Origin of the sequence: Prevotella sp. P2-180, assembly GCF_002251435.1 — a bacterium.
Classification (GTDB): domain Bacteria; phylum Bacteroidota; class Bacteroidia; order Bacteroidales; family Bacteroidaceae; genus Prevotella.
The window spans coordinates 34,508-55,360 of the sequence record NZ_NPJI01000061.1; the positions used below are offsets into that span (position 1 = coordinate 34,508).

The 20,853-nt window shown below is 47.7% G+C and carries 14 protein-coding genes; 3 read left to right on the top strand and 11 right to left on the bottom strand.

Annotation, left to right across the window (positions count from 1 at the left end; genetic code table 11):
* Positions 1-307: 307 nt before the first annotated feature.
* The 9 genes from CIK98_RS08380 to CIK98_RS08420 all read right to left on the bottom strand — a co-directional run bounded on the left by CIK98_RS08380 (position 308) and on the right by CIK98_RS08420 (position 14,601).
* Positions 308-1,645: a TlpA disulfide reductase family protein gene (locus tag CIK98_RS08380; RefSeq protein WP_094383788.1), complete on the bottom strand. Its 1,338-nt coding sequence runs from the start codon at positions 1,643-1,645 to the stop codon at positions 308-310.
* 21 nt (positions 1,646-1,666) lie between these two features.
* Positions 1,667-3,166: a PKD-like family lipoprotein gene (locus CIK98_RS08385; RefSeq protein ID WP_094383789.1), complete on the bottom strand. Its 1,500-nt coding sequence runs from the start codon at positions 3,164-3,166 to the stop codon at positions 1,667-1,669.
* An 18-nt stretch (positions 3,167-3,184) separates the two neighbouring features.
* Positions 3,185-4,009 (bottom strand): DUF4843 domain-containing protein, encoded by an 825-nt coding sequence (locus CIK98_RS08390; protein WP_094383790.1) that lies wholly within the window; start codon positions 4,007-4,009, stop codon positions 3,185-3,187.
* A gap of 20 nt (positions 4,010-4,029) precedes the next feature.
* The gene (locus CIK98_RS08395) at positions 4,030-5,442 is read right to left on the bottom strand and encodes a RagB/SusD family nutrient uptake outer membrane protein (RefSeq protein ID WP_094383800.1); all 1,413 of its coding nucleotides are present in this window, start codon (positions 5,440-5,442) and stop codon (positions 4,030-4,032) included.
* A gap of 17 nt (positions 5,443-5,459) precedes the next feature.
* Complete coding sequence (locus tag CIK98_RS08400; RefSeq protein ID WP_253249671.1) at positions 5,460-8,834, bottom strand: SusC/RagA family TonB-linked outer membrane protein; 3,375 nt, start codon at positions 8,832-8,834, stop codon at positions 5,460-5,462.
* Between the two features lie 66 nt (positions 8,835-8,900).
* Entirely contained in the window at positions 8,901-9,941 is a 1,041-nt protein-coding gene (locus CIK98_RS08405) for a FecR family protein (RefSeq protein ID WP_094383791.1), read from the bottom strand.
* 45 nt (positions 9,942-9,986) lie between these two features.
* Positions 9,987-10,508: a sigma-70 family RNA polymerase sigma factor gene (locus tag CIK98_RS08410; protein ID WP_172409873.1), complete on the bottom strand. Its 522-nt coding sequence runs from the start codon at positions 10,506-10,508 to the stop codon at positions 9,987-9,989.
* Positions 10,509-10,617: 109 nt separating this feature from the next.
* Positions 10,618-12,351 carry a glycoside hydrolase family 5 protein gene (locus CIK98_RS08415; RefSeq protein WP_253249672.1) on the bottom strand — a complete coding sequence of 578 codons (1,734 nt, stop codon included), beginning with the start codon at positions 12,349-12,351 and terminating at the stop codon, positions 10,618-10,620.
* 36 nt (positions 12,352-12,387) lie between these two features.
* Positions 12,388-14,601 carry a bifunctional (p)ppGpp synthetase/guanosine-3',5'-bis(diphosphate) 3'-pyrophosphohydrolase gene (locus CIK98_RS08420; RefSeq protein WP_094383793.1) on the bottom strand — a complete coding sequence of 738 codons (2,214 nt, stop codon included), beginning with the start codon at positions 14,599-14,601 and terminating at the stop codon, positions 12,388-12,390.
* A 130-nt stretch (positions 14,602-14,731) separates the two neighbouring features.
* On the opposite strand from CIK98_RS08420, the gene CIK98_RS08425 reads away from it, so the two are divergent.
* Positions 14,732-16,249 carry a DUF4301 family protein gene (locus CIK98_RS08425; protein ID WP_094383794.1) on the top strand — a complete coding sequence of 506 codons (1,518 nt, stop codon included), beginning with the start codon at positions 14,732-14,734 and terminating at the stop codon, positions 16,247-16,249.
* A gap of 52 nt (positions 16,250-16,301) precedes the next feature.
* Here the strand turns inward: CIK98_RS08425 and CIK98_RS08430 are convergent, their stop codons facing one another.
* The gene (locus CIK98_RS08430; protein WP_094383795.1) at positions 16,302-16,886 is read right to left on the bottom strand and encodes a flavodoxin family protein; all 585 of its coding nucleotides are present in this window, start codon (positions 16,884-16,886) and stop codon (positions 16,302-16,304) included.
* 155 nt (positions 16,887-17,041) lie between these two features.
* Here CIK98_RS08430 and CIK98_RS08435 point away from each other — a divergent pair, with 155 nt between their 5' ends.
* Complete coding sequence (locus CIK98_RS08435) at positions 17,042-17,926, top strand: LytTR family DNA-binding domain-containing protein (RefSeq protein WP_094383796.1); 885 nt, start codon at positions 17,042-17,044, stop codon at positions 17,924-17,926.
* A 4-nt stretch (positions 17,927-17,930) separates the two neighbouring features.
* Here CIK98_RS08435 and CIK98_RS08440 read toward each other — a convergent pair whose 3' ends face one another.
* Positions 17,931-20,096, bottom strand: coding sequence for a TonB-dependent receptor domain-containing protein (locus CIK98_RS08440; protein ID WP_172409874.1), 2,166 nt, complete (start codon positions 20,094-20,096; stop codon positions 17,931-17,933).
* Positions 20,097-20,288: 192 nt separating this feature from the next.
* On the opposite strand from CIK98_RS08440, the gene CIK98_RS08445 reads away from it, so the two are divergent.
* Positions 20,289-20,732 (top strand): hypothetical protein, encoded by a 444-nt coding sequence (locus CIK98_RS08445; RefSeq protein ID WP_094383798.1) that lies wholly within the window; start codon positions 20,289-20,291, stop codon positions 20,730-20,732.
* Positions 20,733-20,853: the final 121 nt, after the last annotated feature.

Sequence of the window (20,853 nt, forward strand, 5' to 3'; positions counted from 1 at the left end):
ATCTTTTTTATTGGATAAAAATAATACCGGACGGGAGTATATCTCGTCCGGTTTCTATATGAAAAATAATTTTCTTCCGCCTCGTAGGAGTTGGGTGTATCACCCGTTATCAAGAGTTTACTATTCTATAATACATTCTATTTCACTTTCTTTCCTCATTTTGGCATCCAACGCACCGCAACAATTGTTGTGTCGTGAGAGCTGAATAGTAATCCCGATATTCATTTTTTATTCGTTATATACTTTGTAAGAGTCGAGTAAATGTCGTACTTTTGCACCGTGAAATATTAAAAACAACATGAGTAGTCTATATGAGTGACATTATAAGTCGCTTTAGCTGGGGTGTATTAGGAGCTGGAGCGGCAAAAGACGCGACTTTCCCCTCTCTTGAGATTACTATGAAGCGTGGGACGCTTGTGATACGATAGTCATTAGCAAACCCCTTGGTCCAGCTGCTAATGAATATCAAATTGCCCTCAAGCTGATGTTTCTTCACTATGTCTTTCCATCGGTCTATTTCAACGGAAGTACCAAGACAGACGCTGAGAAACACCACATTCGGATTGCTAAGTTCCTTGGCCAGACGCTTGAAATGGGGCATCATCTTGATGCATGGCACGCACCAAGTGGCCCATGTGTCGATTACCACCACCTTGCCTTTGAAGTCGTCGAGCGAAACTGTCGTTCCTTCAGGTGTCACTCCGCTGAATGTGGTGGCATTCTTGCCAGGCTTTGACCATTGCAGCTTTTGTTCCACGGAAAGAATGTGGACGGAGAAATCGCCTGAGAGTGTGGAAGGGTCGACAGCATCGACGAGTGATGACAATTGCTCGTAGTATCTGAGTTGTTGGGCGGTATGCCACAGGTATGCCTCTCTTAGTCTCGGAGTGGCGAGCAAGGCAGCTCTTCCGACATAGTCGTCCTTGTCGATATGTTTGAAATACGCCATGCCGTTGATGTATACGGAAAGCATGTCGGGAGCATAGGGTAGGGAGAGAAAGTTATCGTCAAGAAACAGTTGCTCAGCCTGTCTGAATATGGAAACCAAGGTGAGTGAGTCACACCATTGGCCGGCGTTGCTCAATCCATACGCCATCTTTACGAAACTCAAGTCAGCCCTTGCCTTAAGCTTCAACAATAATCCGGCTTTTCCGGTAATTTCATTTCCGGCTATTTTGTTTGCCATGAATTCCATATTGGACAGTTCGGAGTTGAATGTCTCTGCGTCTGCGGTCGAGGCACCTGGCACCATAGTGTGCCTGTATGCATGGAGTAACGGCATGCCTACGGCCTCCTCCCATTTCGGGAAGAGAGCCGCGGCCGTGTTATATCCGCTATTTACCTTAAGCATAGTGTTGCTGAAATCGGCTGTCACCTTAGCCAGGGGAGTGAGGTAGAGGGCGTGTTTCACTCCAATCTCGTTGGTGAGCATGTAGTAGCCTTCATCCTGGATGTCGGTCTCTAAGGTGAAAGTGCCGTTGGGAGCCACACATGCCGAAGCCAAGGTCATGCTGTAGCCGTTTTCTGACTTGCACAATGCTATGGTTTTACCCGCGTCTGACTCTACGTTGCCCATGATGGTCACCGAAGCGTGGGCTTTCATACAGAGTAGTGTGGCTGCGAGAAGCGAACAAATGATTTTCATAAGTACTGTTGTGTTAATCGGTTAGAACAGTGTGGAAGTGTATACATAGCCGTCTTCCTGGCGCATGTAGCATGCTCTCTGCACCTTACCCTTGCCTTCTAGGGTCTTTTGAGCAGGCTGGATGCGGCCGGCAGCCACGGGGTGTAGGCAAAGTTTGTAGGAGTCGCCTTTGGATGTGGCGATGACCAGATAGTCAAACCATGTCTCGTTGTAGCCGTAGGGAGCGTACTTCAGGTACTCCATGTATGTTATCTCCTCGCCGTCAGCTAATGTAACGTCAGCCTTTGCCTCTTCCCAGTTGTCGAGGTTGCAGGAGTAGATCACGTTTCCGATGGAGTAGTAAACGATGTTGTTGTTCTGGTTGAGCGCGCGGTGCTCTGCCTTGTAGAGGCCGAGGTCTGCCGGCATCTCCTTTACGTCCCAGATGGGGTTATAGTCCATGGTGTATGGCTGTCCGTCGAGTTGCAGAAGATAGTGTTTTCCGTCTGTCTTGCCTTTCATGAGGGCCAGAGCCATGTCGCCCTGTGTCCATGAGGCAGTGGTTTTACCACCGATATACTCAAGGTCCATGTTCATCTGGATGGGCGACGGAGAACTGTTCTTGAAATAGTCGATGGTGGACGAGGTGCGGCTCACGCTGCAGAAGGAACTGTTGGCACGGTTGAAAAGCAACGGCAACGAGCCTGCAGCATGGTGTTGTGGTGCAATGTCGTAGTCGCCCAAAGCCTTTATGACAAACTGGTTGTAAATGCTGTATTTCGAGTGGTACATGGTGTAGATGTGTCCGTCAACATACACATGAGTATCCGATGGACCAGTGAACATGCCCCTTACCTCGTGTTTTGCCGGAGCGTCGACAAACAGCTGGTCGTAGTTGCTGATGATGCGTCCGGTGAAGTAGTCGAGAGCCGCAATGTCGCCCTTGCTTGCCACAAACACGGCAGACACACGCTCGTCTGTTTGCTTGTCGGCATTGAACTTCCAGAAGTTTGACGTGTAGTCAACGTTCAGCGCCTCACCGTTGAGTCTCTGTCCGTTGGCATTCATTATCACGTCAGGCTTTGCTTTTTCGTTTGAGAAGAAGTCGATGTCGGTGTTGCCGTCGATGGTTTTCAGTATCCACCATCCAGTTTCCATGTCAGTGGTGACACTGAGGTCGTATTCAGTATAGCTGAACACTCCAGTGAGCCTGTCCTTGGCGTTGAACCGTAGCTTGTATGCTCCCATGTCAAGGTTTATCTTGTATTCGAGGTTTTGGCTTCTTGAAATGGTGTCCACCTTGTCGCCCCAAGTGGCTGAAGCCGACGTGACAGTCCAGAAGCAGTCGTAGTCGCGTCCTGCCGGTTTGATGACCGGGTTTATTTGCAGTATGTCGCCAGTAGGGCTGACAGAGTACGACTTTTCTATCCCTTCGACGTTGATCACCAGTGGAGCGTCGTAATCGTAGTTGCCCTCGTCAGAGAAGCAGCTTGCGAGAGTCAGCATCGCTGTAGCGAGAAGAAAGTATTTAGACTTTTCCATAATGTATAGCTTGTTTGATTATATTTTTGTGGGGAATGTGATGAGCTTGCTGTTAGGGTCGTTGGGATCCTCACGCATAGGGGCTTTGCCAGACTCGATGTTGTCGGGATTGGAGTTGAAGATGTCGAGAGCCTCGGCAAACTTTCCTCTCCAATATACGGCAAATGAAGAAGAGTTGTTGGCTTTCTCTACCCACTCGTTATCAACCTTTCCTTTGTAGACTTCTATCATCAGCTCGTGTTTCGTCTTGCTGTAGTCGCCGAGATAGTAGGTTGTGGTATAGTTCCAGTTGGATGGCTTTTCAAGTCGGTCTGCCACTACGATTGTTCGTTCGAGCCATTTGCTCTCGCCGATATCGAAGTCTTCGTTAGCTGCGAGTTTGATGCGCAGACGGAAATTGCCTTCAAGCAGTGATGTGTCGCGCAGAAGTTTGATGCCGATGCTGTCGGTCACACGTCCTGCCCTTATCACTTGTAGCGGCATTGTCTCTGCACTATTGAAGGCGGCGTAATGAACCCCTGCAACAGCTTTCTCCGGACGTTCGGTCACTGTAGAGTCTACGACATTGCCCATGGCATCATAGCTATATTCAACATCGTATTCGGTAACTTGCTCAATTTTTACATACCTATTGCGGTCTGCTGGCCCTCCGATGGCCCTTACAGGAATGCGTATAATTTGGCTCTTTGTTGTCTCATCGCTCCAGACAAATGAGTATGAGTAGTCATCAGTGGACTGTGTGAGTTGCACTCTTGCACCGTCGTTGTAGATAATGCCGGCGTCTTCCTTACATCCCATTAAGAGAAGTGCAAGTAATATGGCTGAAAGAATAGTCTTTTTCATTGTTTGAGATGTTTGTTAAATTAATTATATACAGACTCTTGTTTAGGCAGAGGTATGACGTATGTTTCGGGTGAGCCTTTGCATCCAGCCCAAAGGATGTCTTCCACAGCCAGTCGCTTGTAGGCATAGAATGCCTGTCCTTCACCATAGAATTCCTTGTTGTATTCCTTGATGAGTAGTTTTTCGCGCATGTCGTTGTCGGTGATGGCTGTCGGCGTGATGTCTCGGGCTGCGCATAGCTTGTCATAGTAGGCCTGAGCCTCTGAAAGTGGTGAACATTCCATGGCAATGAGATACATTTCCGCAAGTCTCACCATTGGTATTACATTCTTTGCCCTTGCCGGCATCTTGTCGCTCTGAACATACTTCAGGAAGTAGAACGGTTTGACGAAGTAGCTTATTTTCACTTCTTCCCACATATTGACGAAGCGGATGTCTGACGTGCCATTCTCGTAGAGTCGCGATGTCATCTCCGTCTTGTCAAAATAGTAGCTGCGTCCAGAACCGATGGTAGAGGCTATGTCGTTGACCTTGATGTTGAAGATGTGTTCTGATGAGAAGGTTTTATCGCCACGTGAGCAGTCGTCGCGAGTGCCGAGGGTGAATGTGGAGGTGCCGTCGGGGTTTTTCGCGTCGATTATCATCTTTGCGTAGCGCAGTGCCTCTTCGTTGTTGCCCAGCCAAAGGTTAACCCTTGCCTTCAGTGCACACACGGCATAGTAGTTCATGCGTGTCTGACGGGCGGTGAAGAAGTTGTCGATGGCGGTCGACGACGAGTTGAGCTGGTCGATGCTCATTGTGGTGATAGGGTCTGCCTTGGCAAGACACTCTTCGGCTGTGGAGAGGTCCTGAAGGAGACGTGAGCCAAAGTCGTTGTATGTGATGTAGCCGTTGGGTTGGGTGCTGACTGTCGTGACATAAGGAAGCACTGCCGACGTTGTTGGATTGCCGGGCATCGGGCCGAAGAGGCGTAAGATATCGAAGTGGCAGAAAGCCCTGATGGCGAGTGCTTCTCCCTTTATCAGGTTGTAGTTGTCGTTGTCGAGCACCCCGCCGTTGTTGTCAATCTCGGTGAGTATTCCATTGACATCTGCCACGACTTTGTACAGATTGTTGAAAATGGCAGAGGTGGCATTTTCCACAGCGGTGGCCTTATAGTCATAGTTATGGAGAAATTCTCCCACCGAGCCATCGTTGTATGTCCAGTGCTGTGCGAGTTCTTCAACGGTGCCACACACCATTTCCTGTCCGTACAGGCTTGTCTGTTTCATTCTTATGTATGCCCCTATGAGAACGCTGCGGTATCCGTCCTGTGAGGAAAGCATTTCTCCCTTTTCCTTCTCAGTCGATGGCAACACGTCAAGATAGTCGCCGCAACTTGAGAGTGTGGCAAGTGCCATGAACGGGAGCAGTATGAATTGTCTTATTTTCATTGTCATGTATTTTTTTGTTAGAATGATAGTGATAGAGAGAACGAGAAACGGCGCGAGTAGGGATAGGATAGACCGCGTTCCTGTTTCACTGTCGATAGATAGAAGAGGTCGCTGATGTCGCTTCCCAATGTAAGGTATTGCACTCCGAATGTTTTCATCAGCCATGGATTAGCCTGTAGCTGGTAGCTGAGGTGGATGTTTTGGCAGGTCAGAGTTTTTTCGTCTTGCACGAAGCGTGTGGTGGCGTAGCTCTGCGACTCGTTGGTAAGTCCCTTGAACAATGTGTGGTCGCCAGGCTGGTGCCATCTGTCGTTGAACACGCGGTCGTCAACATTGTAGTGCTTGTCTGCGTTTTCGATGCGATTGGCCAGTGTGGAGTTGTATATTTGTCCTCCGAAGCGGTATCCGAGAGAGATGTTTGCCGAGAAGTTGCCCCATCTGACCATTGAACTGAGAGCCCCCCTGAACTTTGGCTGTGTATTGCCGCAAGCCACTCGGTCGGCAGCGTCCCAGGTGTAGGTGACCTCGCCATTTTTCTTCAGGAAGAGTTCATAGCCGTTGCTGGGGTCTATACCGAGTGAAGGCACTGCATAGATGGTGTATTGCGACTCACCTTCCTGTATTACGCTGTTTGGTGTAGTTCCGCCCATGAGCAGGCGTTTGGCATACTCGTTCTTCATGGCCTCAGAGAGTTTCACCACTTTGTCCTTGTTATGAACCAACGAGCCGGTGACCGACCATGATAGTCTCTTGGCGTTGTCCCTGACTATGAACGCGGTGGCTTTCACTTCGAATCCACGATTTTCAACCTTGCCGATATTTTCTATATACGAGGTAAAGCCGTTAGAGAGCGGCAGGTCGAGTGAAGAGAGAAGGTTTGATGTCTTGTCAAGATACACGTCTGCCACAAGGTTCAGCCTATTGTCAAACAAGTTAAGCTCTATGCCGGCGTTCCACTTGTCGGTCTTCTGCCATTCGAGGTCACGGTTTTCGAGTGCTTTCTGGTATGCACCAATCCACTGGTTGTATCTGTCGCTCAGATAATAAGAGTAGGTGGCTACAGCCTGATAAGCGCTGAATTTCTGTGAACCGGTTTGTCCGAATGAAGCGCGTAACTTTAACTTGTCGATCCATTTCACGTTTTTCATGAATTTTTCGTTATGGACATTCCAGCCTATACCAACTGAGTAGAATGGGGCAAACTTATTGTCTTTTCCGAACTGCGATGAGCCGTCGATACGGTAGGCAAGGTCGGTGTAGTACCGGTTGTCGTATGAGTAGTTTACGTTCGCCACAAAGCCAATGGAGCGTGTCTTTGCCTCGCCGCCGGTAGGCTTTCCGCCCTGTTGATACTGCAGAGCATTGCTTGGGAAGTCAAGGTATTCGTCGGCAAAGCCTTCAACGGAGAATGCGTAGTTGCGTGATGAGTCTTCTATCAAGTTCCAGTTGATAGCGGTGTAAAGCAGGTGTTTCTCGGCAAACAGTTTTGAGTAGCTTGCAGTGAGTGCTATCTCGTAGTTAGTGAGCTTTCCTGTGCCGTAGTCGTACCTTCCCTTTCTCAGCGCCCCTTCGTCAGTCTTGTATTCGTCGGCTTCAAACATAGTGTGTTTGGCTGGCAGGTAGTAGTCGCTTTCACTGCTTTGCCATGTCACTCCTACACGTCCGCGTGTGATGAGTCCCTCAATGGGTCGCCACTCAATGGAGAAGTTGTTTGTTATGTCGGTGTATTGACTGCTGTTTTTCTGGTTTAGCGTGGCATTGTAAAGCGGGTTGGCTGGGAGATTGCTGAAGCCGCCAAAGAAGTCGATGTCGTCATCAAACATTTTGACCACGTTGCCATTTTCATCGTAAGGACTCCAATATGGGTTTAGACGAGTGTAGTCGGAGAACGAACCGTAGGGTGACTCGTCGCTTTTGGTATGGCCGATGCTGAGATCGTTGGTAAACAGTATGTTATGGTGATGGTAAGATAAGGTTATACCACCGTTAAAGGTGTCGCGTTGTGACCCCTTCATTACTCCGCTGATGCCATTATACTGAAGAGCTACTGAATATCTGAAACTGTCGTCGCCGCCCTCGAGCCTAAGGTTGTGTCGCTGTCCGACGCCCACTCTGAGTGGCTTTGACATCCAGTCTGTCTCCACGCCGCGCGTGATATCTGAAAGAATGGAAGAATATTTCTGCTTGAGCTTGAAGTCGCGTGTTGGGTCGGAACTGTCGTAGTATCCTGCCCTTCGCTCAAGTTCAAGCTTGTCGGCTGCGTTGAGAAGATGATAGTCGCTGAGGTCTGGGGCTTCAATGTTTAGGTTTCCGGTATAGGTGAGCTTGAGCTTGCCCGCCTTTGGTGCCTTTCGTTTTATCACAATCACTCCGTTGGCTCCACGTGAACCATATATGGCAGTGGCAGAACCGTCTTTAAGCAATGTGATTGACTCCACTTCGTCGTCGTTGAGGTCCATCATTCGTGTGAGGGAAATCTCAAAGCCGTCCATAATAATAAGAGGAGTATTGAGGTCGGTGTTGGTGTTGTCCTGCAGATCGGTGATTGTGGGCAGGTTTGCCGACCCCCTAAGCTGAATGTCAGGTAGGTGGTTTGGGTCGGAGCCAAACTCATTGTTTACAAGAATATTGAACGCAGGATCAATATTTGCAATGGAGGTGATGAGGTTTTTGTTGCCAAACTCCTTCAACTGCTTGCTGTCTATCGTGGTGACGGCACCCGTGAATGCCTCCTTGTTTTTTTGGAACATTCCGGTCACCACCACCTCGCTTAGTCTTGCGGCGTCTTCTTCCATCATAACGGTAGCAATGACAGTATTAGACTGTGAGGCTTTGACAGTCTTTCGTTGCTCCTTCATTCCTATGAAAGAGAAGACGAGGGTCACGTCGCGGTTGGTAGGCAACTCCACGGTATAGAATCCGTCGGCATTAGTGGTGGCAAAGGTGTTTTCTCCTGCAATAGACACTGATACTCCAGGCAAGGCGCTGTTGGTGTTGTCAACCACTTGTCCTTTTAATCTCCTGTGGTCGTAGCCCTCAGCCTTTTTCGAAATAACAATGGTCTGCGAAGTGCCTACCATGCTTCTGTAGGAAAGAGGCTTGTTGCCAATGGCTGTTTTCACTGCGTCGAAAGCTGTGACGTTTTTTACGTCCATTGTCACCTGATAAGGTTTTACCTCATCGAACGTGAAAATGATTTTCACTCCCGACAAACTCTCGATTTTTCTTAGGACGCTTTCCATCGAAGCGTTGTCGCATTTCAAAGAGATGCGCTTAGCGTCGCCAGCGGCATAGATTGTTCCGCACGTCAGGAAGAGTGCTGTGAACACCGCGAGTAGCCTTGCTACCATGTGCCTCTTGGGCATTTTCTGTTTGTTCGTCGTTTTGTTCATAGATTATCTGTATTTATTGATAATTCTACTATAATAACGTCGAACAATAATCAGAAGTCAATAAAATTATATGTTTTTTTTACGTATTGTTATTAGATTTCCTTTTTTTGAAATGTCAAGATAGCTTAAACAAGCTAAATACTGTATGATTTGTGATATGCTTTCTTCCCTGTCTGCCGCAAAGTGAAGTTTGTAGTCGTTGAGTTCCGGGTCGACGATGTTGATGTTGACGTTATACCATCTTCCTATCTCACACATCACTTCCAATAGTGAGGCTTCTTCGAAATAGAACATTCCCTCACGCCATTTCTTGTAGTATTCAGTGTCTATCTCTCTTGCTTGGAATCCTTCGTCGAAGAGTGTGACTGCCTGGCCAGGGGTAAGTGTAAAAGTATGGTCACGGGAGTCTTTCACCGCCACACTACCACTAATGAGTGCCACTTCAGGTTGGTTGTTGTAAGAGCGGATGTTGAATTCTGTTCCGAGTACCATTGTTTCTATTTCCCCGCATTTGACGATAAAGGGGTGTCGTGGGTCTTTGGCTACCTTGAAGTATGCTTCGCCTTCAAGACTTACCATTCTTTTGTCGCCTACGAAATGTGATGGAAAGGTTAGTCGGCTGTCGGCATTGAGCCACACTTCAGAGCCGTCGCTGAGAGTGATCTTGTAGAGTTTTCCGCGTGGTATGATGACTGTCTTTCGGGAAGCATCGTCAGCAGGAGAGAGTCTGAAGTCCGCTTCCTTATTGTCTATGCGTACTCCTTTTTTTCTGATTTCTTTAATGTCTATAGCCTTATTGTCGTCATTGTTATTTGTGACGACTATACTGCCGATGGAAGGCTTGGCTGCAAAGGCTATGGCAGGCTGGTTGTTTTCTTGAATCGTGTCTTCGTGTGTGCCGAAAATGCTGACGACAAGCAATACGACAGCTGCGGCTGCCGTAGAAAAGGTAAAAAACAGGGCGCGTTTCTTTCGGCGGCGCCTTGAAGCTATGTCTGCCATTATCTTTGTCCAGGCTTTTTCCCTGTCTGGTCTTGGAAGTATATCTCTTGAAGTGGCTTCAGAGTATATTGCCTTTAGTTGGTTGTCGGAATAATCTTGTTTCATTTTTTCCCTTGTTTTACAATTTATACGTATTGTATTTGTCAAAAGTCAAGGTCTTTTTCTTTTTTTAACTGAAAAGGCATCCCTTAACAGTCCGAGGGCCTTTATGATGTGCATTCTGACACTGTCCTTGCTAAGTCCTACTATCTCGGCCACTTCTTTATATTGTTTGTTTTCGAAGTAGCATAAGTCCATGATGCGCCGAGTCTTTTCGGGCATTTCTTTTCTCACTTTTTGTATTATCGCAATTCTCTCTTCAAGAAGTTCGTCGTCGTGCATCGGACCTTCTGTATGATGTGAGATATAGTAGTCGCGAAATCGGTTGTGGACCTTTTGGTGCCTTACATGGTCTCCGCATCTGTTGTATACCATTCTTAAGAAATAGGCATAGCTGGGAGAGTTGGTGATTGCATCATCGTTTATGCGTTCCCAATAGTGTTCAAATACGTCCTCAATAATGTCTTCTGCTACCATTTGATCACCGAGTATTGTGGCAGCTGCATAGTACAGACGTTCGTAGTATGCATCGAATAGTGTCTTGAACAGTTTTTCTTTCTCTCTATGGTTCATTATAATAGTTCTCGATAATGGACAATTGAAAGTTAATGGTTGAAAAAAGAAGGTTGAATGACTGCGCATGGTTTTATGGCTTAGCTCTTCATTTTTCAACCTTCAATTTTCAATATAATATCTTTTTCCCCCCTACGACATATACTTCACCGTGCCGTGGTTTTTTCACCTCCACACCTCTGAGATTGTATATGCGCGATGGGGTGGGGGAGTTGGTGATGGTGCTGATGGCGGTGTTTGGCTTGTCTATTATCACCACCTTTGTCATGATCACACCGAAGCCCTGGATGACGGCACCTGATGTCTTCAGCTTCGTGAGCACACTGCCGCTGACGGTGAACGGGGTGATGTGGGTGGCGCCGGTAGTGCCGTAGTAGCTGCGCGGACTGAAATTGCCGTCGCAGGGTGTGCCCTCGACAGTGCAGCTGAACTGCGTCCAGTCGCCGTAGTTGAGCTGTAGGTCTTCGTAAGAGGCGTTGGCGTCTTGACGGTAGTAGGCCACGAGGGTGCATGAGCCAGTGAAGGCCTTGAACTCCGATGCGGATATCTTCAGCTGCAGGCCTTCGCCCCAGTTTAGGGCTTTTTCGCCTTCCCATAATACCTTGCCGCCAATGCCCACGTCGGGGTCGCTCTCGTCGTAATCTACGGTGGCCTCGTATTCCTGAAGAGAGCCTTTGCGTATGCCTTCCACGAAGAACGGGCAGCCTACGCTCATATTGTTGTTGCGTTCGAAGATGCCGAACTTCTCGTTGCCGTTGCCGAAGGCGTTGTTGTCCCACACGAAGGCGGCGAAGCCATGGCGGCGTGCCTCCTTCACAAGGCATTCAAGGTAGTAACCTTGGTTTGCTTCTTGTGTGGCGCGGTCGGCTGTGGTATAATGGTGTGAGCATCCATATTCACCTATTATCACTCCAAGGCCTTTGTCCCACCATGCCTTGCGCACTTGAAGGAAGAGGGAGGTTAGGGAACGCTCGTTACCATCGGGTGTGATGGCTCCCTTGTCGGCATAGGCGTTGCCCCAATAGAAGTAACTATTTTCTGTGCCGCTGCAATACGAGTAGGGGTCGTAGTAGTGAAACTCTACAGACAGGCGACGTTCTGTGGGGTCGTTTGGCACGGTTAAGTGCGACAGTCCCATGGTAGGATTGCAGCGATAGGTCTGTACGATGAGGTTACGGTGCAGGTTGTTGCCGCCTGTGGCTCTTACCGCATCGACGAATGCCTGGTTGAAGGCATTTTGCACGGCATAGTTCTCATCGGTGGGTGTGAGTCCCCAGTCTCCCTTAGCATTCACCTCGTTGGTGCCTGCAAATGCAAGACGGCCATCGTATGAAGCGAAGGCGTTGGCAATGTTTGTCCATAGCGTCTTCAGCTTTTCGGTAAGCTCGGTCTTTCGGCTGTATAATGGATAGTATTCGAGCCAGCACTCGTAATGGGTGTTTATGATGACCATGAGGTCTTCGGCGAGAGCCCAGTCCACCACCTCTTTTACTCTTGCGAGCCAAACAGGGTCGATGGTCATGGTGTTGATGTCGGCATGTGGCACCCACCTGACAGGTATTCTGACGGCGTTGAACCCTTCTGCCTTCACCTTTTTCAGCATTTCCTGTGTGGTTTTAGGGTTTCCCCAAGCCGTTTCCCATTCGTTGTAGTTTTGTTGCCAAATGTTTTCCCATGCATACTTTTCGTAGTTCCATCCAGCGCCGGCACTTTCTAATGCGTTGCCAAGGTTCCATCCCATGGTTACCTTGCGACACCACTGCTGTGCGTCGATGTCGTGGTCCATGGCGCAGGTTGTTGTAGTAATAATCACTGCGATCAGTGAGATAATAGTTTTCTTCATTGCGTTGTAGGTCTTGTTTATTTGTAATATAAGTGTTCAACTTCTCGTTACGTTCAACACACCCTTTACAGCCTTTAGTTTTTTAATTAAGGCTTCGAGTTTAGATGTGTCGTCGAGCATTACGACGAGGTTGCCGCTGAAGAGGCCGTCGTGGCTATCGATGCTGATGCTTCTGAGTGTGAGCTTCTCCTCACGGCTGATGATGCTTGTGAGGTTGTTTACAATACCTATGTCGTCGTTACCAACCACGTGGAGCGTGATGCTGTATTTCGATGAGCCCTTGCCGCTCCATCGTGCCTTTACGATGCGGTAGCCGAAGCGCTTGCGCAGTTCGGGGGCGTTGGGGCAGTCGCAGCGGTGGATCTTGATGCCTCCGCCGGCGGTGACGAATCCAAACACCTCGTCGCCGTAGATGGGCTGGCAGCATTTTGCCAGTTGGAAGTCGATGCCCTTGAGGTTCTGGTCTATCACGAGCACGTCGTCGCTTGGGTGGTCTACATTTTTGTCGGTATTGCCTTGTAGGCTGAATCCGTCGGCACTTTGTGCCATGTTGTCGCCAATGATGTGCTGTTCCTTGACCTGCAGTTCGAGATATTTCTCTATCACGGTGTTCACGTCGAGTTCGCCTGAGGCAATCTGCCTGTAGAAGTCGCTTGTTTCCTTAAACCGGAGTTTCTTTATGAGTCTTGTCATGAGCGACTCTTCGAGTTCGATTTTTCGGTTTTTGAATTTCCGTTCTATCATTTCTTTGGCGAAGAGTCCCTCCTTTACCTGAGTCTCCTTCAGGGCCAGTCTGATTTTCGCCTTAGCCCTTGACGTTTTTACGATGTTGAGCCACTCCTGTTTAGGCTTTTGCACGCTTGAGGTCATGATTTCCACTTGGTCGCCGCTATGGAGTGGTTCGCGGAATGTCACCACCTTATTATTTATACGCGCGCCTGTGCATGTATTGCCAATTTTGGAGTGGATGTGGTATGCGAAGTCGAGAACGGTGGCTCCTTTTGGAAATTTGAAGAGGTCGCCCTTTGGTGTGAACACAAACACCTCGTCTTCGTACAGGTCCATCTTGAATTGGTCCATCACCTGCATGTCGTCGCTTGTCTCTAGTATGTTTCGTATATTGTTGAGCCACTCGTCGAGTCCAGTTTCGCCTTTCACTCCCTTGTATCTCCAGTGTGCCGCCACGCCTCGTTCAGCAATCTCGTCCATTCTTTCTGTTCTTATCTGCACCTCCACCCATTTTTTCTCAGGCCCGAGCACAGTGATGTGCAGGCTTTCGTATCCGTTGGACTTAGGGACCGAGAGCCAGTCTCGCAGTCGTTTAGGGTTTGGCTGGTACATGTCGGTGACAATGGAGTATGCCTGCCAGCACTGCATTTTTTCCAATTCTATTGGCGAGTCGAGTATGATGCGTATGGCGAAGAGGTCGTAGATGCCCTCGAAGGCACATTTTTGTTTTTTCATTTTCTGCCATATACTGTGAATACTCTTTGTTCGTCCCTTTATATGGAAGTGCAGTCCTTGCTGAAGGAGTTTTTCCTCCACGGGTTTTATGAAGTTGGCGATATAGTTGTCTCTCGTCTGCTTTGTCGCGTTGAGTTTTTCGCGTATCATATAGTATGCATCGTGCTCGAGATATTTCAACGAGAGGTCCTCAAGTTCGCTTTTGAGTTTGTAGAGTCCGAGTTTGTGGGCGAGCGGGGCGTATAGGTATGCAGCCTCTTCTGCCACTTTTCTGCGCGCCTCGTCGTTGTCGTTGTCCTTTATCTGTCGCATGAGATTTACGCGGTTGGCAATCATGATGAGAATAACCCTCATGTCCTCAGCAAAAGAGATAAGGAGATTTCTGAAGTTTTCGCTCTCCACCACGGGGTTTTTCTTATATAGATCCCCGATGCGCTGAAGCCCGTGTAGTATGCGAGCCACAGCCTCTCCGTAATGTACTTTTACCTCGTCGACGGAGATGAATCCGTTTTCGACGCTGTTGTGTAGCATTATTGCCATCACGGCATCGCGTCGCAAACCTATTTCCTCCACGGCAATGAGAGCCGTTTGCAGTCCGCAGAGTATGGGGTTAAGGCCGAAGATGTCGCGATGCACAGCATTTCCCTCCACTGTGCGTTTCAAGTGAGCACGCATCTTATTCTCGTCTCCAGGCATTAGCGACGAGCTTAAGATCTCCTTTAATTTGGAGTAGATATTTTGTGTCTCTTGTTTCTCAAATGGTGAAAATTCAAATCTATCTGCCATAAAAATACCTATTTTTGTGATAATTTTGTTGCAAAGTTACACTTTTTTGCCGATTTATTTCTTTTTTTCAATAAAAGTTTGTACTTTTGAACCATAATTTATTGAATAATTCACTTAATACATCTCAAATATGCTATCAGAACAAGACCTAAAGCAGATTGCCGATAAAGGCATCACAGTAGAGAAACTCAATATGCAGCTTGAAGAGTTCAAGACGGGATTTCCCTTCTTGAAACTCGAAGCAGCGGCAAGTGTTGAACATGGTATCATTGCCACATCCCAAGAGGAGGTGAAAAAGTATGAGTCCATATGGGAGGAGTATAAAGCACAGGGACACTCCATCGTGAAGTTTGTGCCAGCCTCAGGAGCGGCATCAAGAATGTTTAAGGACATGTTTGCATTTGTAGATGCAGACTATGACGTGCCCACCACCGATTTTGAGAAGAAGTATTTCGACAACATTGAGAAGTTTGCATTCTATGACGAACTTGACAAGGCTTGTCTGAACAACACAGGAAAGAGCATAAAGGAACTCATGGCAGAAGGACGCTACAAGGAAGTGGCTGCCAACATGCTCAAATCTGAAGGCCTCAACTACGGACAGTTGCCAAAGGGAATGTTACTCTTCCACAAATATGAAGAAGGACCACGCACTCCAATGGAGGAGCACCTTGTGGAGGGAGCACTCTATGCTGCAAGCGACGGAAGGGCTGCCGTACATTTCACCGTGAGCCATGACCACCTGCCGATGTTCAAGCAGAGAGTGGCCGACAAGGCAGACTACTATGCAAAGAAATACGGCATTATCTATGATATCAGCTTCTCGGAACAGAAACCAAGTACAGACACCGTTGCAGCCAACGCCGACAACACTCCGTTCCGCAACAGCGATGGCTCGTTGCTCTTCCGTCCGGGTGGACATGGTGCGCTCATAGAGAATCTCAACGAAATCAACGCCGACGTGATATTCATAAAGAACATCGACAACGTTGTGCCAGACCGTCTGAAGGCAGACACCGTGACATACAAACAGGTGATTGCCGGAATACTCGTGTCGCTGCAGAAACGCGCATTCGAATATCTGAGAAAACTGGACTCAGGAGCATACAGCCACGAGAAACTGGAGGAGATAATACGTTTTGTGCAGCATGACCTGTGCTGCCGCAAGAGCGACATAAAGGAACTCGAAGATGCCGATCTCGTGCTCTATCTGAAAAAGAAACTCAACAGACCGATGAGAGTATGTGGAGTAGTGAAGAACGTGGGTGAACCTGGTGGAGGTCCATTCCTTACCTACAATCAGGACGGAACGGTGAGTCTACAGATTCTTGAGAGCAGTCAGATAGACAAGAACAATGCCGAGTATATGGAGATGTTCACCAAGGGTACTCACTTCAACCCTGTTGATCTTGTGTGTGCCGTGAAAGACTACAACGGCCAGCCATTCAACCTGCCAGACTTCGTGGATCGCACCACTGGCTTCATATCAAGCAAGAGCAAAGACGGTAAGGAACTCAAGGCTCTCGAGTTGCCAGGACTATGGAATGGTGCCATGAGCGACTGGAACACGATATTCGTTGAAGTGCCATTGGCAACGTTCAATCCAGTAAAGACTGTTAACGACCTTTTGCGCGAACAGCATCAGTAGTTTGGAGGGAAGAGGGTGGAAGGTAGAGTAGACCTTCCACCCTCTTCTATCCTCACTCCTTTCTCCACACTTTTCTCACAGCCTTTCTGCACCTCTGCCTAAGTTTCTCTGAGAGAGTGGTGTTTCTTCTTGTCCCACCTTTTTCAATAGTAGCCACGATTTTGAATCCGCTGTATCGGCATATTTCCTTCATGGCGCGGATGGCGCCATGGCTTTGGTGCATAATGATGTTAAAAGGCCATGGAGTGGTACTTGTGCTCACGAGAATGCAGCGCTTACCCTTTTGTAGGGGAATGGGAAATCCATGGGAGTTTTCACTCATCAGACCATACACCATGCGGTCGAACAACAACTTTAGTGTGCCGGGAATATTGCCCCAATAACATGGAGCCGCAATGACGAGAGCATCGCAGTCGTTGATAAGTTCCAAGACGTGTTGTGAACCATCGTCCGGCAGGATGCAATATCCCGACGTGCGACATTTCATACATGCGATGCATGGTTTCACCATGAGCCGTTGCACTTCCACAATCTCTACTTCTGCACCCAAAGCGCGAGCCTCTTCGCTCATCTCGTTCACCATTTGCGAAATGTTACCTCGGCGTAGTGGGCTTGCGTTAAGAAAAAGTATTTTCATAATTGTGATTTTTTCTGCAAAGGTATGCTGAATAATTAAAATGACAAAACTATTGGGACAGAAAGACCAAAAAAGTGACGAATAATAGTAACGTTTTTTTAAAATATACAATTTTAGTAAGTTATTTCAAGTTTTATTGCTATCTTTGCACTCGTATGAAAACAACCATAATAAAAGAAAGACTTCAAAGCGCGCTTATCGCAATACTGTTTATAACCGTGTTTCTGCCCTTCGGACTCAATCATTTCGGTTGGACGAGATGGTTGTTGCTGATAGGCCTTGGCATTATTATTGCATCCTCTGTGCTCTTTAGCGAGTTTGTTGTCGACAAACTGTTCCGCATGCCTAACGACATTACCCGTGGCAGCCAATATATCATAAAGAGAAATATCAGGTTTGAGGCCATAAACATTCTGTTGAGCTTTGTGTTTATGACTTTGTTTCTCGACCGCTTCGCCAACAACGACATTGTAGACAACCACTTCAACTGGATAACAGCCGGGTCGGTGTTTGCAGTCAACTGTTGGACTACGGTTGTTATACATCTCTATTGGCGCAATGTTTATAAGAAACGCTATCTCATACGCCAGCTTGAAGAAGCACAGCTGCTCAACGGTATGCTGCAAGAACGCCAGCGAACGACACCGGTTCGAGATGCAGAGGAGGAAAAAGCCGAGAAACCATCTGACGCCAATGGGAGGATAAGCATTTCGGGCACAACGAAAGATTCGCTCGAAATAGCGGCCGACGACTTCATCTATGCCACATCGGAAGGAAACTATGTGCGCATTCATTATTTAGAAGATGCAACAGCTAAGGAAATGCTGCTCAGGACGAGTATGAAAAACGCCGTGGAAAGTCTTTGCTGCCATAAGGGAGTAATGCAATGCCACCGAGCGTTTATCGTAAATCTCAAACAGGTGGACAAAGTAGAGGGAAGAAGCAGTGGCATAGCATTGGTTATGCGGCACATTGCCGACACCGTACTGGTGTCGAAACAATATGCTGCAAGCGTTAAGGAGAGAATAAAAAATCCATAACTCCTTACATTCTTTTCTTCATGTCTGCACCAGCTCCTTGACCCTTATACTTGCTCTTCGTGGCATTGAAAGAGTAGCGGATACTGAGGTTGATGCGGTGGAAACTGTATTGGCCGCGTTGACCACCGAAGATGTCACTCTGCTCAAGGGTGTAATTGCCAAGGTCAAGGAGAGCGTCGTGGCGTGCGGTGTTGAAAATGTCGGAGAAGGCAAGGCGGACAATAAGCGACTTGTCTTTCAGCAACGACTTTTGGATGGCGGCTGTAAGATTCCAGTAGTGCTGAAGAAGGCGGACGTTGCGATAATGAGCCTTACTGTAGAACTCTGAGTTTAGCTCTATCTGCCAGTTGTTGCGAAGACGGAAAGCATTGTCGCTATTGAAGATAAGCATCGGCTTGTCGTATCTCACCTCACGCTTGCCTGTGGCTTCACGGGGATCGTCGAGGTTGAACGAGAGCCATTGTTTCTGTACACCTATGGTGTTGCTCGTTGTCCAAACGCCGATGGTAGGAGAGATTACAAGGAAGGAGGAGAAAATGTCGATGGGACGATCGAAATTCACCATGCCTATCATAACCACTCCATTGTCATCGTAAGGTGTGGTCCAGTCGTAGATGGCATCCTTTATGTGAATATAGTTTGCGACAAACGAAAGGTAACGCCAACGGCCTGAGAGGTCCAATGTATGGCGTATCTCGTTCTTGAGCAGAGGATTGCCCGTCTGGAGTGTGTACTTGCTGCCGTATTCCACCTCGCTACGAAGGTCTCGGTAGCTGGGACGCGTGGTCTTTACACCATAGCTCAGTTGAAGTTGGGTGAGACCTATGCGGGTGCCGAAGGATATAGAGGGGAAGAAATCGTTATGGCTACGTTCTATTGAGCGAGAAGGGTCGCTGAGATCGTCGAAGTTAAAGGCAACATGCTCGTAACGCAGTCCAAGGGTGAGCATGCCTGCACGAGGTATCATCACGCCATATTCGGCAAATGCGGCATAGTTTTGCTCTGTTACCTTTGAGAACCGGTCAGATATGTTGTCTACACCGTTTATCCGGTATTCGTTGTTGCGTCTTACTGAGGTAAGTTCGCCGCCAAACTTCAGTGTGCCGCTCCACAGACGGTGGTCGGCCACAAGACGTGAGGCAAACATGTGACTATTGTTTTCTGTGGCAGATTCTATGGAGCGTGACCCCGACATGGCTGACTCTGTCACATGGTCTGTCTTTTTGTCGCAAAGCGAATAGTAGTCTACATTGGCGTCGATGCCCCATGATCCTATCTTGCCATTGTAATAAGCGTTGACGAGGAAGGAGTTTGGATTTTCAGAGTCCTGGTCGCTCACGGATAGAAGATGGTCTTCCTCTACACCATTGCGCAGTATGTCTTCGTCCATGGTAAAACCGTACCAGTTTTTTAACCATATGCCACGTTCAACCTTGGCTCCTATGAAGTTGTAGTCGTCCATCTGCCAGTTCACTCCCGCATTGAAGTGAAGGCGCGAGAACTTCTGGCTTGACTCTATGGTGCCAGTTTGGGTATGGCTCATCGTGCTATAGGTATTCTGTTCGAGCCTCTGTGTGTAGTGGTCGAGATAGTCATTCTGGAATGTTGCCCCACCGAAGATGTCGACGCCAGCATGACGGTAGTTGAGGTTTACAGATGATGAGAGGTTGTTGTTGCCAGACTTTAGGGCCTGAGCGTCGTTAGCCTCCAGTTTTCCGCTCAGTCCTTCGCCGCGCAGACGTCTTGTCTTAATTTTTACTACAGCACCTGTAGATGCATCGTAGGCAGCACCTGGACTGTTTATAACCTCCACTTCGCGTATGTCGTGGCTTTTGAGTCGCTTGAGTTCTTCTGTGTCTTGAACCTTTCGTCCGTTAATATAATATATAGGTGTACCCTTGCCTATGACCTGTAGTTGTCCACCCATACGCATCATGCCTGGTACGCGTGAGAGCATTTCTTCCGCTGTGCCGGCCGATTCGAGCACAGTTCCCTCTATGCGAGTGACCATGGCACCGTTTTTCATTCTTGTTTTCGGTGCTGTTGATTTCACTACCACTTCATTGAGATTGAGGTTGTAGTCCACCGAGTCGTTTTTCGTCTCTGTCTGTGCCGAGACGTTGATGTTTGCCAAAGCTGTCAAAGCAGCGATAATGATACTTCTTTTCATATTTTTCTTTTTCTGTAGTTTTGATTTCCGCTGCAAAATTACAATGGGTTTTCTTTTCCTGCAATAGCAAGGGATATACGACATGTGTAATGGGATAAATAGTCTTCCATTCGTCCCTCATCCCTACTTTTTGTCCCAAAAGCTTGCAAAACTGTGATAAAAGGATTACTTTTGCAGGAAAAAAGATAAATAATGAAAAATGAAGAGACAAAATCCCTTGACCGGAAACTAATACAATGGTTTCGTGAACCAAAGAACCTTCGCCCTGTGAGGGAAAGTGTGATAGGAGCACTTTTCGTATTCCTCCTGTTAGGACTTACCTTGCCCTTTAACCTTGAGGATATGGGCGAGGGACGCTATGTCTATATCGTGGGAATGAGCATCATAACTATGGTGGTGTCGATCGTAAACGGACTGTTTGCAACCTATGCTCTTCGTTTGCCCCTCGACCCCAAACTGCCGTTGCGGAAGGTGCATCTGAACAGTTTTCTGCACTATTTGGTGTGCATTCCCTTCCTTGCCTTTTGGCTCACGGTTTATTGCGGATACTATTACTGTGAGTATTCCTTAGAGCCTTGGTGGCATGGAGGAGTGATACATCTCGAATATTACAGGCAATTTCTTTATTACCCTTAATTCCGCAACACTTTGATTTAAATTAATTTATAAGTTCCTGAGCAACAAAAAGTTGCCCAGGATTTTGCCGTGTCAGATTTTTCACTTATCTTAGTGTTGCAATTAGAAAACAAGCGAAAAT